At 61.9% G+C, this 16,170-nt stretch carries 11 protein-coding genes; 6 read left to right on the top strand and 5 right to left on the bottom strand.

Going from position 1 to position 16,170, the window contains the following annotated elements; genetic code table 11:
• Positions 1–70: 70 nt before the first annotated feature.
• The 3 genes from INT12_RS17315 to INT12_RS17305 all read right to left on the bottom strand — a co-directional run bounded on the left by INT12_RS17315 (position 71) and on the right by INT12_RS17305 (position 6,183).
• On the bottom strand, positions 71–3,742 hold the full coding sequence (locus INT12_RS17315) for a translocation/assembly module TamB domain-containing protein (RefSeq protein WP_193040326.1): 3,672 nt from the start codon (positions 3,740–3,742) through the stop codon (positions 71–73).
• Positions 3,742–5,469, bottom strand: coding sequence for an autotransporter assembly complex protein TamA (locus tag INT12_RS17310; protein ID WP_017848103.1), 1,728 nt, complete (start codon positions 5,467–5,469; stop codon positions 3,742–3,744). The genes INT12_RS17315 and INT12_RS17310 overlap by 1 nt, the downstream gene beginning before the upstream one ends.
• Before the next feature lie 63 nt (positions 5,470–5,532).
• On the bottom strand, positions 5,533–6,183 hold the full coding sequence (locus INT12_RS17305) for a GNAT family N-acetyltransferase (RefSeq protein WP_017848104.1): 651 nt from the start codon (positions 6,181–6,183) through the stop codon (positions 5,533–5,535).
• 168 nt (positions 6,184–6,351) lie between these two features.
• On the opposite strand from INT12_RS17305, the gene xthA reads away from it, so the two are divergent.
• Positions 6,352–7,164 carry an exodeoxyribonuclease III gene (gene xthA / locus INT12_RS17300; RefSeq protein ID WP_046382874.1) on the top strand — a complete coding sequence of 271 codons (813 nt, stop codon included), beginning with the start codon at positions 6,352–6,354 and terminating at the stop codon, positions 7,162–7,164.
• A 134-nt stretch (positions 7,165–7,298) separates the two neighbouring features.
• Positions 7,299–8,630 (top strand): substrate-binding domain-containing protein, encoded by a 1,332-nt coding sequence (locus tag INT12_RS17295; protein WP_193040325.1) that lies wholly within the window; start codon positions 7,299–7,301, stop codon positions 8,628–8,630.
• Positions 8,631–8,759: 129 nt separating this feature from the next.
• Here the strand turns inward: INT12_RS17295 and INT12_RS17290 are convergent, their stop codons facing one another.
• A complete protein-coding gene (locus INT12_RS17290; protein WP_017848107.1) occupies positions 8,760–9,989 on the bottom strand; it encodes an acyl-CoA dehydrogenase in 1,230 nt (409 codons plus the stop codon).
• Positions 9,990–10,140: 151 nt separating this feature from the next.
• Between INT12_RS17290 and INT12_RS17285 the strand changes: the two genes are divergently transcribed.
• The 3 genes from INT12_RS17285 (at position 10,141) to INT12_RS17275 (ending at position 12,573) form a co-directional block, all read left to right on the top strand.
• On the top strand, positions 10,141–11,076 hold the full coding sequence (locus tag INT12_RS17285; protein WP_017848108.1) for a LysR family transcriptional regulator: 936 nt from the start codon (positions 10,141–10,143) through the stop codon (positions 11,074–11,076).
• A gap of 185 nt (positions 11,077–11,261) precedes the next feature.
• The gene (locus INT12_RS17280) at positions 11,262–11,657 is read left to right on the top strand and encodes a MerR family transcriptional regulator (RefSeq protein WP_017848109.1); all 396 of its coding nucleotides are present in this window, start codon (positions 11,262–11,264) and stop codon (positions 11,655–11,657) included.
• Positions 11,658–11,673: 16 nt separating this feature from the next.
• Complete coding sequence (locus INT12_RS17275; protein WP_193058942.1) at positions 11,674–12,573, top strand: hydroxymethylglutaryl-CoA lyase; 900 nt, start codon at positions 11,674–11,676, stop codon at positions 12,571–12,573.
• 593 nt (positions 12,574–13,166) lie between these two features.
• On the opposite strand, the gene INT12_RS17270 is transcribed toward INT12_RS17275, so the two are convergent.
• Complete coding sequence (locus INT12_RS17270) at positions 13,167–14,849, bottom strand: AMP-binding protein (RefSeq protein ID WP_193040149.1); 1,683 nt, start codon at positions 14,847–14,849, stop codon at positions 13,167–13,169.
• Positions 14,850–15,000: 151 nt separating this feature from the next.
• Here INT12_RS17270 and INT12_RS17265 point away from each other — a divergent pair, with 151 nt between their 5' ends.
• Complete coding sequence (locus INT12_RS17265; protein WP_046382870.1) at positions 15,001–16,164, top strand: isovaleryl-CoA dehydrogenase; 1,164 nt, start codon at positions 15,001–15,003, stop codon at positions 16,162–16,164.
• Positions 16,165–16,170: the final 6 nt, after the last annotated feature.

Raw genomic sequence — 16,170 nt, 5'->3', positions numbered from 1 at the left:
ATGAAATGATTAGCTTGCTTGGTATATGCGAGCACAGACACCCGCTCCCACTTTTTTACCGAGTCCGGCGCTAGAAATCGCGCTTGTAGAAAATATCCAACGAACTGGCCACCCCACTGGCCACTTCCAGGTACACCTTCTTGCTCAACAGGTAACGCAAGGCAATGGTGCTGGCCGGCTCGAACACCCCGACCCCATAACGCAGGCTGAGCTTCTCCGAGATCTTGCCGCTGGCGACCACGGCGGTGTTGGTGCCGCTGCCTTGGGTGTCGAGCTCGAAATCCTGGATGCCGAGGTCCTTGGCAATGTCCGAGGTCACGCCGGCACTGCCCATCAAGCCCAGGCCCAGGGCGGCTTGGGCGAGCATATTGTTGTCTTCACCGGTGGTGCTCAGCGGGCGGCCGAGCACCAGGTAGGACAGCGCCTGCTCCTGGCTCATGGCCGGCTCGGAGAAGATCTGCGTAGTGGGCTGTTCGGCGCTGCCGCTCAGGCGGATACCGGCGACGACATCGCCGGTCTTGCGGATCGCTTCGATATCCAGATAAGGCTGGTCGAGCGGCCCGGCGAACAGCAAACGCGCACGGCGCACATCCAGCTTCTGGCCGTAGGCACGGTAGCGGCCGTCGTTGAGCCACAGCTCGCCGCGGGTGTCCAGGTTGTCGCCGATATGCACATGCCCCTGCACCTTGGCGGTGAGGCCGAAGCCCGAGAAGTTGAGCTGGTCTTCACCCACCGCCACGTCGATATCCATCGCCATTGCCATCGGCGGCTTGCCCTCTTCGGTCTGGCTGCCGACGATCACCGTGTCATCGGAGACCTTGACCGTCGACGGCGGCAGTTCGCGCACGGTGATGTCACCCCGCGGGATCTGCACCTTGCCGGCGATCGCGAGCTTGTCGTTCTTCAGGCTGATCTTCAGGTCGGGCGCGACTTCCAGCACCGCGTAAGGTTCGACGGTGACCGGCAGATGCGAGCCTTGCAGGCTGAGGTCAACCGCCAGAGCGCGCCCCCAGTCGATGTGGCCCTTGAGGCTGCCCTGCCCGGCCTTGCCGCTGTGCCAGCGGCCATCGAGTTGCACGCTTTCGCCGGCAATCAGCGCCTGTACGTTCAAGCCTTCGAGGCTGATGGGCAGTTCCGCCCCGGAAATCTCGCCGCCCACCAGGTTCATGCTGCCGTTGACCAGCGGCGCCAGCAGGCCACCGGAGATGCGGCCATTGCCGTTGAGCTTGCCGTTGAGTTTTTCCACCATCGGCACAAACGGCCGCGCCACGGTGAGGTCCAGACCGGTGAGGCTGAAAGTACCGGTGATCGGCTTGTTTTTCGCCAGCGGGTTGATCTGTGCCTGCAACCGCAACTCACCGAGCTTGCCGCCCTGGAAGTTGAGTTGGGTGTCGATGCGCTTGGGGTTGAGGGTGGCGTCCAATTGCAGCGTGTCGTAGGGGAAATCCAGCCACTGGTGCTTGTCCTTGACCCGCAACGTGCCGCCACTGGCATCCACTGCGATCACGCCTTTGGGGCCGCTGGCCGGCAGGTCGAGCTGTACGTCGGCGTTGAGCGTGCCCTGCCAGGCGAAGTCCTTGGGCAACCAGGCCGCCAGGCTATCGATGGGGAATTGCTTGAGGTGGTAACGCAGCTTCGGTTCAGGCATCAGGCGCTGATCTTCAGCGCACAGGCTGGCCGGGGCCGCGACCCAGCAGTGGGCGGCGAAGGTCAGCCTGCCATCGGCCAGGCGCTCGATTTTCGCCGGGGCCTGCAGCTTCCAATCCTGGCCGCCGGCCTGCACGTCACCGCTGGCCAGGCGTCCGCGCCAGTTGCCTTGGTCGAGGTTGCCATCCAGGGCCAGGGCCAGCTTGACCAGTGGGCCGGCCAGATCCAACTGGACCTTCTGTTGCCTGACATCGCCCTGGGCGCTGGCTGTCAGGGTGCCGACTTGGCTGTCGCCGCTTTGGATGCCGCTGCCCTTGAGGTCGATCTTCGCGCGCTGGGCGTTATCGAGCGTGGCGTCGAGGCTCAGGCTTTGCAGGCGATTGTCGGCAAACGCCAGTTGCTGGCCCTTGAGGTCGAGTTTGCCTTGAGGCGCTTTGAGGCTACCGGCCACATCGAGTCGGCCATTGACCTGCCCGCGTAACTGCGGCCACAGCTGGGCCAGCCGCGTCAGTTTGATATCGATCTGCCCGGCCAGGCGTTGTTGCAGGCTGCCGCTGCCGTTGATGCGGTTGTCGCCCAGGCGGATATCCAGGTTGGCCAGGGTCCATTGCTCACCCGCGCCTTCGGCCTTGGCGGCCAATACGGCGGGCTGCCCGCGCAGACGGCCCTTGAGGCCGAGGTCGGCGCTCAGTTTGAGCTGCTGGTTCTTGAACTCGCCTTTGCTGCGCAGCGGTCCGGCCAGCGTGCCTGGCAACTCCGCGACCCAGTACGCCGGGTTCAGCGCCGACAGGTCGAGCGCCGTGTCCCAGGCGATGCCGTCGGCGAACTGCAGGTTGAGGTGGCCTTCGGCCTTGCCTTGGCCAGCGGTCAGTTTCAGCTCGGGCAGGAACACTTGTTTGAGGTCGCCGCTGAACGGCGTGACCACGTTGAATTTGCCCGCGGGGCCATCGAGGTCGGCCTTGAGGTTGCCGAGGTAGTTGCCGTCTTTATAGAAAATTTCACCATTGAAGGTGCGCAAGATGACCTGCGGCTCGTCAATCAAGGGGTAGAGGCGATGCCAGGGAAAGTCCAGCCAATCGATTTTCGCATCGGCTTGAAAGCCCTGCTGCCAGTCCAGCTGTGCCGTGAGTTTCAGGCTTTGTTTGTCACCGGCACTCAGATCCAGGCCGGCGATCTGCGCGCCCTTGGCATCGACCTTACCTTGCAGCAGTAAGTCCACCGGGCCCTTTTCCGCGGGCAGTACGGCTTTGCCGAGCAATTGGTAACCGCTGTCCAGGTCGCCTTTGGCGGTGAGGTCAAGTTGATTGAGTTGCAGGGTGTCAGGCAAATCGGCGCTGGGTTTGAAGGCGTCGGCGGTGATGTGCAGCTGTGCCGGCAGGTTTTCCACCAGCGGCTGCAACTCGCCGCTGAGCTTGGCCGGCAGGTAGCCGCTGCTGTCGGCGTCGAGCTTGAGGGTCTTGAGCAGGTCGCCATCGGCCCTGAACGCCACCGTCCACGGCGCGCCGCCGGGGGCGTAAGGCAGGCTCAGGTTGCCGCTGGCGGTCAACGGCCAGTCACCGCTGGGTTGGAGTAGCCCGGACAGGTCCAGCACCAGATCATCGCGTTGCAGATGCACGGAATCGATCTGCAGGCCCGCGGCGGTCCAATGCGCCGCCAGTTGCATACCCTTGAGTTCCTCACTGCCGTTAAACAGCAGGCTGCCGACGCGAACGTCGCCCAACTGGAGCGCAACCGGCAACTTCAGCGCCGGCAGCTGGATCGGCCCGCTGCTCGGCTCCGTGCTCGGCGCAAATTGCAGGCTGACTTGATCCACCGCCAACCGGTCAATGCACAGCGTCAGGCGCAGCAGGCAGGCCGGCGACCAGTCGAACGTCGGCGCGTTGAGTTCGACACGGTCACTGCCCTGCTGCCACAGCAGATGCTCGGCACTCCATTGGCCGCCCAAACGGCCCTGAAAATTGTCCACGCTCAAGCCCGGCACCTGGCCCAACGCCCAACGGCTGCCCGCCTGGGTTCCGAGTACGGCCCACAGCGCCAGCAACACCACGGCCAGGAGGGCAACGGCAGCCAGCCCGGCTATTTTCAAACCACGCATCACAGCTCAGGCCCCATGGAAAAGTGCAAACGGATACCGCCCGGGTCTTCCAGGGCATGGGCCAGGTCGAGGCGAATCGGCCCGACGGGCGACACCCAGCGCAGGCCGACGCCCACGCCGGTTTTCAGGCTTGGCATTTCCAGGGTGTTGAAGGAGTTGCCCTGGTCGATAAAGGTCGCGATCCGCCATTTTTCGGCGATGGAATATTGATACTCGGCGCTCAAGGCCACCATGTAGCGGCCACCGATGCGGTCGCCACGGTCGTTCTCCGGCGACAGGGTCTGGTACTCGTAACCACGCACGCTCTGGTCGCCACCGGCAAAGAAACGCAGCGACGGCGGCACCGACTTGTAGCCGTTGGTGGCGCTGCCGCCGATCTGCGCCCGCGCGAGGAAGCGGTGCTTGTCCCACACGGTGGTCAGGCCTTTGACCATGGCCGTGCCGTAAAGCAGGTTGGTGTCGGAGCCGAAGCCTTCCTTGGCCAGCTTGGTGTCGAATTGCAGGCGATAGCCGTGGTGGGGATCGATGCGGTTGTCGCTGCGCAAATAGGAATAGCTGAGCCCCGGCATCAACAGGTTGCTCAGGCCCGAGTCATCGCCCAGGCGATATTCTTCACGCTGCCACTTGAGGGAGACCACCCGGGTCCAGCCGCTGGGCAACTTGCTGTGCCATTCCGGGCCGAGGGTGAGCAATTTACTCAGGGTGTCGGTGTTGGCCAGTTCTTCATTCTGGTAGCCGCCGGCAAAACGCAGTTTGTCGGTAAGCGGTGGGTCGAGCGGGATGTCGTACCACAGGCCGACGTTCTGCCGTGGCGCCGACAATTCGGCTTCCCAGCCATAACTGTGGCCCTGCGGATTGACCCAGTGGCGCGTCCAGTTGGCTTTGCCGCGCGGGCCGACGTCGGTGGAAAAGCCGAGGCCCAGGCCCATGGTGCGTGGCTTGCGGGTTTCCAGTTGCACCGCGACCGGGATCACATCGTTGGCCGACGCAGCCGGCGCGGCGTCCACCCGTACGCCCTCGAAAAAGCCGCTGGCTTGCAGGTTCTGGTTCAACTCGGCAATCAGTTCGGAATCGTAGGGCGCGCCGTTTTTGAACGGCACCATGCGTTGCAACAGTTCTTCATCGAACGGCGTATCGCCGGCAAAATTGACCTTGCCCAAGGTGTAGCGCGGGCCGCTGTCATACACCAGTTCGATATCGGCGACACCCGCCTTGGGGTCGACCGACAGGGTCTGGCGGGTAAAGCGCCCATTGAAAAAGCCGTAGCGCGAGGCCTGGTTCTGGATCAGACGCTTGGCGTCTTCGTAATGGCCGTGGTTGAGCACGGCACCGGATTCAAGGTCGCGGCTGGCAGGCACACGAAAGGCTTTGAGGGCGGCGGCCGGGCCGTCGACCCGAATGGTCACGTCGCGCAAATGCACCGGTTCGCCGGGCTCGATGGTCAGGGTCAGGCGCGGGTTCTTGCCGCCCTGCACATCACTGCTGATCTGCGGCTGATAGAAGCCCAAGGCCTGGGCCGCTTTGCGCGCCTGCTCTTCGGCGCCACGGCTGAAGCGCAGCAACGCTTCTTCATCGCGATCGCCTACCCCGCCGATGTAGCCTTCGATGTTGGCTTTCAACGCGTCGTTTGAGGGTTTGACTCGCACATCCAGTTCGCTTTGCGCCAAAGCGCCGCAGCTTGTGAACAGCAGAATCAAGCCGCTGGTGAATCTTCCTGGAAACTTCATAGGCGCGGATGCTACACGAGCTGAGGAGACTCTTTGAACTCGGATTTATCTGAAAATCCTGACTCAAGTCGTTACAGCCTGTAACGGCTGTGGATTGGCATGAAAAAACACATGCTCCAGGATCGGTCCTACAGCAACTTCGCCGATTTCCTCATAACCCTGACGCTTGTAGAACTCCAGGTAACGTGAGTTGCCGGTATCGAGCACCACACCGGACGAATGCGGGTCCTCGGCGCACCAGTTGTGTACCGCGCCGAGCAGTTGCTCACCGAAGTGCTTGCCCTGGAATTGCGGGTGAATACCCAGCAACGGCAACACATGCACCGAATCGCTGGGCAGGCACGCCAGCACCGCCTGGTGATAATCCAGGTAACGCCGCGTCCCCCGCACACCGGTGCTCAACCACATGCGCAATTGCCACGCCCAGCTCTCGGTGATGCCCAGGCGCCGCTGGGGTGGCGCGATCAACGCAACGCCGATCAGTCGGTCGTCGACGAACAGGCCGATGGCGGGAAGCTTCTGGAAGAAATGCTGTTTGACCAACTCGCGCACGGTGGCACGGACCCGCTGCTCATACCCCGGCCGCTCAGCTTCGAAGATGTAGGCGAACGTCGGCTCATGGCGATAAGCCTGGTACAACAGGGAGCGCGCTTCGCTGGAATAGTCGCTATTGAGCAGGCGGATTTCGGCAATCGCAGTTGAAGTGTCAGACATACAGTGAATCTCCCTGGGCGCCATTCAAAAGACGGCGTTCTTATGGGTACGAACTTACGCAGCGCGAGTCGTTCCCAGACATTAGCAGCGCATCCGTCCTACCGCCACGCTGGCCCCCGTCCGACTTGTCGGCTAGCATCGCCCTTTTGCCAGACTGGACAGCCGACCATGAAAATCGTCTCTTTCAATATCAACGGGCTACGGGCTCGCCCGCATCAGTTGGCGGCGCTGATTGAAAAGCATCAACCCGATGTGATCGGCCTGCAGGAAACCAAGGTCCACGACGACCAGTTCCCGCTGGCCGAAGTGCAGGCCCTGGGGTATCACGTGTACTACCACGGCCAGAAAGGCCATTACGGCGTGGCCCTGCTCTCGCGCCAGGAAGCGCTGAGCGTACACAAAGGCTTTGCCAGCGATGAAGAAGACGCCCAGCGTCGCTTTATCTGGGGCACCTTCGCCGATGCGCAAGGCAACCCGATCACCATCATGAACGGCTATTTCCCCCAAGGCGAAAGCCGCGACCACCCCACCAAGTTCCCGGCCAAGCAGCGCTTCTACGCAGACCTGCAACAGTTGCTGGAAAGCCAGTTCAGCAACGACCAGGCGCTGGTGGTGATGGGCGATGTGAATATTTCCCCGGAAGACTGTGACATCGGCATTGGCCCCGACAATGCCAAGCGCTGGCTGAAAACCGGCAAGTGCAGCTTCCTGCCGGAGGAGCGCGAGTGGATGGCCCGCCTGAAGAACTGGGGCCTGGTGGACAGCTTCCGCCACCTCAACCCCGACGTGACCGACCGCTTCAGCTGGTTCGACTACCGCAGTCGTGGGTTTGAAGATGAACCCAAGCGTGGCCTGCGTATCGATGTGATCCTGGCGTCCAACGGCTTGCTGCCCAGGGTCAAGGATGCTGGGGTGGACTACGAACTGCGCGGCCTGGAAAAACCCTCGGACCATGCACCGATCTGGCTGGAATTGAGCTGACTTCACGGACGGCGCGCTTAAACAATGTGGGAGCAAGCCCGCTCTCACATTTTTACGGTTGAGTGACAGTCATATTACTGAAACCCAACTGACTTAATCTCGCGGCACTCCCTTTGCCTTGAGACGGTGCCGGCATGACCCTGCGCGTTCTGTTACTGCTGACCCTTTTTCCCCTGAGTGCCGTTAGCGCGCCGCTGCCCGTCCCCGATCAGGGCCCCGCCTTGCGCATCCAGGGCTCCAACACGATCGGCGCGGCACTTGGCCCGGCGCTGGTCAAGGGGTTGATGGAGCAGCAAGGGCTGCAAGGGGTCCACGCTGAACCCGCCGAAGGCGCCAATGAACAGCGCGTGATCGGCAAGACCCGCCAGGGCAAGACGCTGACCATCGAGGTCGACGCCCATGGTTCCAGCACCGGTTTTGCCGCGCTGCACAAAGCCAGCGCCGACCTCGCCGCCTCCTCCCGCCCGATCAAAGACAGCGAACTGGTGGACCTCGAACCCCTGGGCGACCTGAAAAGCCCCGAGGCCGAACAGGTGATCGCCATCGACGGCCTGGCCATCATCCTCAACCCGCGCAACCCGCTGAATACGCTGAATACCGAGCAACTGGCGCAAATTTTCAACGGTGAAATCAGCACCTGGGAAGCACTCGGCGGCATCGGCGGGGCGATTCATTTATATGCGCGGGATGATCGGTCGGGCACCTATGACACCTTCAAGGACCTGGTCCTGAGCCGTCGCGGCAAGCCGCTCGCCGCGTCGGCCAAGCGGTTCGAGGCCAGCGAGCAACTGTCGGACGCGGTGAGCCAGGACCCACAAGGCATCGGTTTCATCGGCCTGCCCTATGTGCGCCAGGCCAAAGCGGTGGCGATCGTCGACGGTGACTCGCAACCGATGCTGCCGCTGAACAGCCTGATTGCCACCGAGGACTACCCGCTGTCGCGCCGCCTGTTCTTTTACCTACCGCCGACCACGCACAATCCGTGGGCCAAGGCGCTGGTGGACTTCACCCAGAGCAGCAAGGGCCAGGCGATCGTGGCGGCCAACGGGTTTATCGCGCAGCGGGTCCAGGCGATAAGCGTGGAGCCGCGCCCGTCCATGCCCGAGGACTATCAGGCAATTGCCCGCGAGGCCCAGCGCCTGACGGTGAATTTCCGCTTCGAAGAAGGCAGCGCGAGCCTGGACAACAAGGCGCGCCAGGATGTGCAGCGCGTGGTGGCGTATATAAAAGGCCACGGCAAGCTCGACAAGCAGGTGACGCTGGTAGGGTTCGGCGATATCAAGAATGACCCGCAACGCGCGGCGCTGTTGTCCAAGCTGCGGGCGATGGCGGTGCGTCGGGAATTGGTCAAGAGCGGCGTAGTGCTCCGCGATATCCGCGGGTTTGGCGCACAGATGCCGGTGGCGGCGAATACCGCGGATGAGGGCCGGATCAAGAATCGGCGGGTGGAGGTTTGGGTGTACTGAGGTTTGTGTTTTGTGTTGTTCGCACGGGCCTCGTCGCGGGCAAGCCCCCTCCCACACTAGACCGCGTTCTCATGCACAACTCGGTCAACTGTGGGAGGGGGCTTGCCCGCGATGGCAGGCGACGCGGTGTTACTGCCCGCCGCGCATCAACTCTTTAGGCACATACTTGCCGATCTCGAACTTGCCGATCGCCGCACGGTGGACTTCGTCCGGGCCGTCGGCCAGGCGCAGGGTGCGTTGCATGGCGTACATGTAGGCCAACGGGAAGTCGTTGGAGACGCCGGCGCCGCCATGGATCTGGATCGCCCGGTCGATCACCTTCAACGCCACGTTCGGCGCCACCACCTTGATCTGGGCGATTTCGCTTTTCGCCACTTTGTTACCCACGGTGTCCATCATGTAGGCGGCTTTCAGGGTCAGCAGGCGTGCCATGTCGATTTCCATGCGCGAGTCGGCGATCTTGTCGATATTGCCGCCCAGGCGCGCCAACGGTTTGCCGAACGCGGTGCGGCTGATCGCGCGTTTGCACATCAGTTCCAACGCACGCTCGGCCATGCCGATGGAGCGCATGCAGTGGTGAATGCGGCCAGGGCCAAGACGCCCCTGAGCAATTTCAAAACCGCGGCCTTCACCCAGCAGGACGTTTTCATACGGCACGCGCACGTTGTCGAACAGCACTTCGGCGTGGCCGTGGGGCGCATCGTCGTAACCGAACACCGGCAGCGGGCGCACGATTTTCACGCCAGGGGCGTCCACCGGCACCAGGATCATCGAGTGCTGCTGGTGGCGCGGCGCATCGGGATTGCTCAGGCCCATGAAGATCAGGATCTTGCAACGCGGGTCGCAGGCGCCGGAGGTCCACCATTTTTTGCCGTTGATCACCCACTCATCGCCCTGGCGCTCGGCGCGGGCGGCCATGTTGGTCGCATCCGAGGAGGCCACGTCGGGCTCGGTCATGGCGAAGGCCGAGCGGATTTCACCGCGCAACAGCGGTTCGAGCCAGCGCTGTTTCTGTTCGGCGTTGGCGTAGCGCACCAGCACTTCCATGTTGCCGGTGTCCGGGGCGGAGCAATTGAACGGCTCCGGGCCCAGCAGCGAACGGCCCATGATTTCCGCCAGCGGCGCGTATTCAAGGTTGGTCAGGCCAGCGCCCAGTTCGGATTCGGGCAGGAACAGGTTCCACAGGCCTTCGGCTTTCGCCTTGGCTTTGAGCTCCTCCATGATCGCGGTGGGCTGCCAGCGGTCGCCTTCGCTGACCTGGCGTTCGAACACCGGTTCGGCCGGGTAAACGTAAGCGTCCATGAACGCAGTGACGCGTTCACGCAGTTCCTGAACCTTGGGCGAATAGGCGAAATCCATGAGCAGCTCCCTTCTTTGAGAGGTTGTTTAGGTCATGCAATCGATGCTAGAACAGCGTTGATAATTTACCTAGCCTATTCTCGGCGTGTATTAACATTCATCACCGATATATGATCGGGGCATGGCCACCTAACAATAAGAGCGCAACGAAATGAATCTGAGCAAGGTCGACCTCAACCTGTTTATCGTCTTTGACGCGATCTACACCGAAGCCAACCTGACCCGTGCCGGGCAGATTGTCGGCATCACCCAACCGGCGGTGTCCAACGCTCTGGCACGCCTGCGCGAGACCTTCAACGACCCGCTGTTCGTGCGGACCGCCCAAGGCATGGTGCCCACGCCGATGGCGCAGAACATCATCGGCCCGGTGCGTAACGCACTGTCATTGCTGCGCGTGTCGGTGCAGGAAAGCCGGATTTTCAACCCGCAACAGGCGGCCAAGACCTACCGCATCAGCATGACCGACTTGACCGAAGCGGTGATCCTGCCACTGCTGTTCCAGCGCTTGCGTCGCCTGGCGCCGACGGTGGTGATCGAGAGTTTCCTGTCCAAACGCCGCGAGACCACCAAGGAGCTGGCCGCCGGGCGCCTGGATTTTGCCGTCGACGCACCGCTCAACACCGACCCGCAGGTGCGTCACGTCAAGCTGATGGAAGACCGCTACGTGTGCGCCATGCGCAAGGGCCATCCGATGGCGGGCAAGGACAAGTTCACCCTGGACGATTACCTGTCGCTGACGCATATCCATATCTCCAGCCGCCGCAACGGCCTGGGCCATGTCGACCTGGCCCTGGGCAAGATGGGCATCCAGCGCAAGATCGCCCTGCGCTCCCAGCACTACCTGATGGCCTCGCAAGTGTTGCAACAGACCGACATGGTGATGACCGTGCCCGAGCGCTTCGCCCGCCGCCATGAACTGCACTGGTTCAACCTGCCGGTCAACGACGTGCCGCCGGTGGAAACCCACCTGTACTGGCACGAGAGCACCGACCAGGACCCGGCCAACCGCTGGATGCGCGAGCAAATGATCGAGTTGTGCCAGCAGGTCACGGCGCACGAGAAGAAACTCGACAAGCTGCAAGCCTGAACCTGTCGCCGTGTAGGAGCGAGCTTGCTCGCGAAAAACCCGAGGGCGCCTTTGGGTATCAGGGCTACCGCGTTAGCGTTGACGTTTTTCGCGAGCAAGCTCGCTCCTACAGGGATTGATGATCGACCTTGACGTTTACGTCAACCTGACATTAGTTTAGCGCCAAGACTTTCTTGAGCGCCTTCATGAGCACGACCTACAGCATTTCCGACCTCGCCCGCGAGCTCGACATCACCACCCGCGCCATTCGCTTCTATGAGGAACAAGGCCTGCTGGCCCCGGAACGCCGGGGCCAGGAACGTATCTACTCAGCGCGGGACAAGGTCAGCCTCAAGCTGATCCTGCGCGGCAAGCGCATCGGTTTTTCCCTGGCCGAATGCCGTGAACTGATCGAACTCTATGACCCCACCAGCGGCAACCATGTCCAACTCAACAGCATGCTGGTGAAAATCGCCGAGCGTCGCGAACAGTTGGAGCAGCAGTTACTGGACATCGAACAAATGAAGCTGGAACTGGACACCGCGGAAGAGCGCTGCACCCAGGCCCTGGCCGAAACCATCCAAGGCCAGGCTGGCCATTGATCATAAGGTAGTTGCCATGTCCCTCCCCTCCCACGTGCGCCTGGTCGAAGTCGGCCCGCGCGACGGTTTGCAGAATGAAGCCCAACCCATCAGCGTCGCCGACAAGGTGCAGTTGGTGGATGCCCTCAGCGCCGCGGGCCTGAGCTACATCGAAGTCGGCAGTTTTGTTTCGCCCAAATGGGTGCCGCAGATGGCCGGTTCCGCCGAAGTCTTTGCGCAGATCCAGCGCAAGCCCGGCGTGACCTACGGCGCGCTGGCGCCGAACCTGCGCGGCTTTGAAGATGCGCTGGCCGCCGGGGTCAAGGAGGTCGCGGTGTTTGCTGCGGCGTCCGAGGCGTTTTCGCAGCGCAACATCAACTGCTCGATCAGCGAAAGCCTGGAGCGATTCGTGCCGATCATGGCGGCCGCCAAACAGCAGGGTGTCAGTGTGCGCGGCTATGTGTCCTGCGTGCTGGGTTGCCCTTACGAAGGCGCGGTCGCCCCGGAACAAGTGGCGGCGGTGGCCCGCGAGCTGTATGCCATGGGCTGCTATGAAGTGTCCCTGGGCGACACCATCGGCACCGGCACCGCGGGAGCCACGCGCCGACTGTTCGAGGTGGTGGGCGCGCACGTGCCACGGGACAAGTTGGCGGGGCACTTCCATGACACCTATGGGCAGGCCGTCGCCAACGTCTACGCCAGCCTGCTGGAAGGGATCAACGTGTTCGACAGCTCTATCGCCGGCCTCGGCGGTTGCCCCTATGCCAAGGGCGCCAGCGGTAACGTCGCCACCGAAGATGTGGTGTACCTGCTCAACGGCCTCGGGAGCGAGACCGGCATCGACCTGGAGCGATTGATTCTCGCGGGCCGGCAGATCAGCGACGTACTCGGCCGGCCCAGCGGCTCGCGCGTTGCCAGGGCGCGTAACGCCAGTTGAGTAGCTTAGCCGTGACAATGTGTTACCGCAGGCCGGCCGGACGAGTAACACGGGAACATATTTTCCCGTGTTCACCGTAGGGCATTTCCCACAAAAAACTCAACTCATTGATTTTAAACGATTTTTAAAAGTTGGCACGGCTTCTGCTATCTCTATGGCATAACAAGAATAAAAAGCGCCAAACCTAATAAAAATAAGACGAAACGACTCTGACATAACAAAAACAACACGGCAGAGACGCAGCTAACAGATTTTTTTGGAGAAGATGTGCTTCGCAGGGTACGGCATGCCGAAACCCGCAACCGGATAGAGAAAAATAAAACTACCTCAGGTAGCTACCCACTGGTTGGATCGTGTACGAAGAAGCAGATCAGCGCTCAAAAAAATACGTTTGCTCTTGACCCTGGATGGGGTCGCCAAAAACAGCGGTAAAGGGTAACGGTTACCAAAAACAACAATAGACCGCCCCTCAATAATAAAAAAAGAGCACGTAACAACAAATTAAAGGGGACCTTCGAGTCCCCTTTGTGCTGTCTGGGATTACGCAATTTAAACTGTGGGAGGGGCTTGCTCCCTCCCTTTCAGCGAAACGACTAAGACAGCGTTCGCAGCTCTTCGATCGAGATCTCGCGCATGCGGAATTTCTGGATCTTGCCGGTGACCGTCATCGGGAATTCGTCCACGAACTTGAAATGCTTGGGCGTCTTGAAGTGCGCGATACGCCCCTTGCACCACGCGTGCAACTCCAGCGCGCTGGCCACATGCCCGGGGTGAAACTTGACCCAAGCAACAATCTCTTCGCCATAACGCTCATCCGGAATACCAATGACCTGCACATCGGCCACCGCCGGGTGCGTGAAGAAAAACTCTTCCAACTCGCGCGGGTACACGTTCTCGCCACCGCGAATGATCATGTCCTTGTTGCGCCCGACGATGCACACGTAGCCGTGCTCGTCCATGGTCGCCAGGTCACCGGTATGCATCCAGCCGGCGTCGTCGATTGCGTCGCGGGTGCCGTCGGGGTTGTTCCAGTAACCGAGCATCACGCTGTAGCCACGGGTACACAGCTCACCGATCTCGCCACGCGCGACGGTGTGACCGGCGAGGTCGACGATCTTGCTTTCCAATTGCGGCTGGGTGCGGCCGACCGTGGTGACGCGGCGCTCCAGATCGTCATCGGGGCCGGTCTGCAGGGACACCGGGCTGGTTTCGGTCATGCCGTAGGCAATCTGCACTTCGCTCATGTGCATTTCGCCGATGACCCGACGCATCACTTCGATCGGGCAGGTGGCACCGGCCATGATTCCGGTGCGCAGGCTGGACAGGTCGAACTCGCCGCGTTGCGGATGGTCGAGCATGGCGATAAACATGGTCGGCACGCCGTACAGGGCGCTGGCGCGTTCTTCGGCGACGGCGGCCAGGGTCAGCAGCGGGTCGAAGCCGTCGTTCGGGTAAATCATGGTGGTGCCGTGGGTGATGCAGCCCAGGTTGCCCATCACCATGCCGAAACAGTGATACAGCGGCACGGGGATCACCAGGCGGTCCTGCGCGGTCAAGCCCAGGCTTTCGCCGACCATGTAGCCGTTGTTGAGGATATTGAGATGACTGAGGGTGGCGCCCTTGGGGAAGCCGGTGGTGCCGGAGGTGTACTGGATATTGACGGCCTGGTCGAAGTGCAGGCTGGCTTGGCGCGCGATCAATCGCTCAGGCGGGATGCCCGCACCAAGGGCCGCCAGTTGCGACCAGGGCAAAAAGCCCGTGGGCGGGCGCGGCGCAAGGCTGATCACGCCGCGCAGGTCCGCCAGTTTTTCACAGTTCAAGCGGCCGACAGGTTGCTCCGCCAGCTCGGGCAGCAGTTCCTGCAACATCGCGTGGTAATCGGAGGTCTTGAACGAACCGGCACACACCAGCCATTGGCAGCCGGATTGCTTGAGCACGTATTCCAGCTCAGTGCTGCGATAGGCCGGATTGATATTGACCAGGATCACCCCGAGCTTGGCGCTGGCCAGCTGGCTGATGCACCACTCGGCGCAGTTCGGCGCCCAGATGCCCAGGCGATCACCGCGCTGCAGGCCCAACGCCAGCAGCGCGCGGGCGTGCAGGTCAACGGTCTCAGCCAGTTGCCGCCAGGTGTAGCGGCGTTGCTGGTGACGCACCACCAAGGCTTCCCCATCGGGAGACTGCGCAACCGTGTGATCGAAGGCCTGACCGATCGTCATGGCCAACAAGGTCTTGTCCTGAGAGCCACGGCTGTAGCTCTGATTCGGTTGATCCATAACGACCCCTGTTGTCTTTTTTGTAGGTTGACGTAAACGTAAACTACGATTGACAGCGCCGTAACGCAAGCTTACGTTAACGTAAAGGTGAGCATCCCTCCCCCCGGTGCCGTCACCCCACAACAACAAAGCTCAATAAAGGTGCCTGTCCATGAGTTACCCCTCCCTGAACTTCGCCCTCGGCGAAACCATCGACATGCTGCGCGACCAAGTGCAGTCCTTCGTGGCCAAGGAGATTTCTCCGCGCGCGGCACAAATCGACATCGACAACCTGTTCCCCGCCGACCTGTGGCGCAAGTTCGGTGACATGGGCCTGCTGGGCATTACCGTGGCCGAAGAATACGGCGGTGCCGGCCTGGGCTACCTGGCCCATGTGGTGGCTATGGAAGAGATCAGCCGTGGTTCGGCGTCGGTGGCGTTGTCCTACGGCGCCCACTCCAACCTCTGCGTGAACCAGATCAACCGCAACGGCAGCCATGAACAGAAACTCAAGTACCTGCCGAAGCTGATCAGCGGCGAACACGTCGGCGCCCTGGCCATGAGCGAGCCGAATGCCGGCTCCGACGTGGTCTCGATGAAACTGCGCGCCGACAAGCGCGGCGACCACTATGTGCTCAACGGCAGCAAGACCTGGATCACCAACGGCCCCGACGCCAGCACCTACGTGATCTACGCCAAGACCGACCTGGAGAAAGGCGCCCACGGCATCACGGCGTTCATCGTCGAGCGCGACTGGAAAGGCTTCAGCCGCAGCAACAAGTTCGACAAGCTCGGCATGCGCGGCTCCAACACCTGCGAGCTGTTCTTCGATGACGTGGAAGTGCCGGAGGACAACATCCTCGGCGTGCTCAACGGCGGCGTCAAAGTGCTGATGAGCGGCCTGGACTACGAACGCGTCGTACTGTCCGGCGGCCCGACCGGGATCATGCAAGCCTGCATGGACCTGATCGTGCCGTACATCCACGACCGCAAGCAGTTCGGCCAGAGCATCGGCGAATTCCAGCTGATCCAGGGCAAGGTCGCCGACATGTACACCCAACTCAACGCCAGCCGCGCCTACCTGTACGCGGTGGCCCAGGCCTGCGAGCGCGGCGAAACCACGCGCAAGGACGCGGCCGGGGTGATCCTCTACAGCGCCGAACGCGCCACGCAAATGGCCCTCGACGCGATCCAGATCCTGGGCGGCAATGGCTACATCAATGAATTCCCCGCCGGACGCCTGCTGCGCGACGCCAAGCTGTACGAAATCGGCGCCGGCACCAGTGAGATCCGGCGCATGTTGATCGGTCGCGAACTCTTCAACGAAACCCGCTGAAGGAGC

This window comes from Pseudomonas sp. K8 (assembly GCF_014889455.1).
GTDB classification, from domain to species: domain Bacteria; phylum Pseudomonadota; class Gammaproteobacteria; order Pseudomonadales; family Pseudomonadaceae; genus Aquipseudomonas; species Aquipseudomonas veronii.
This window is presented reverse-complemented; position numbering and strand designations above follow the sequence as displayed.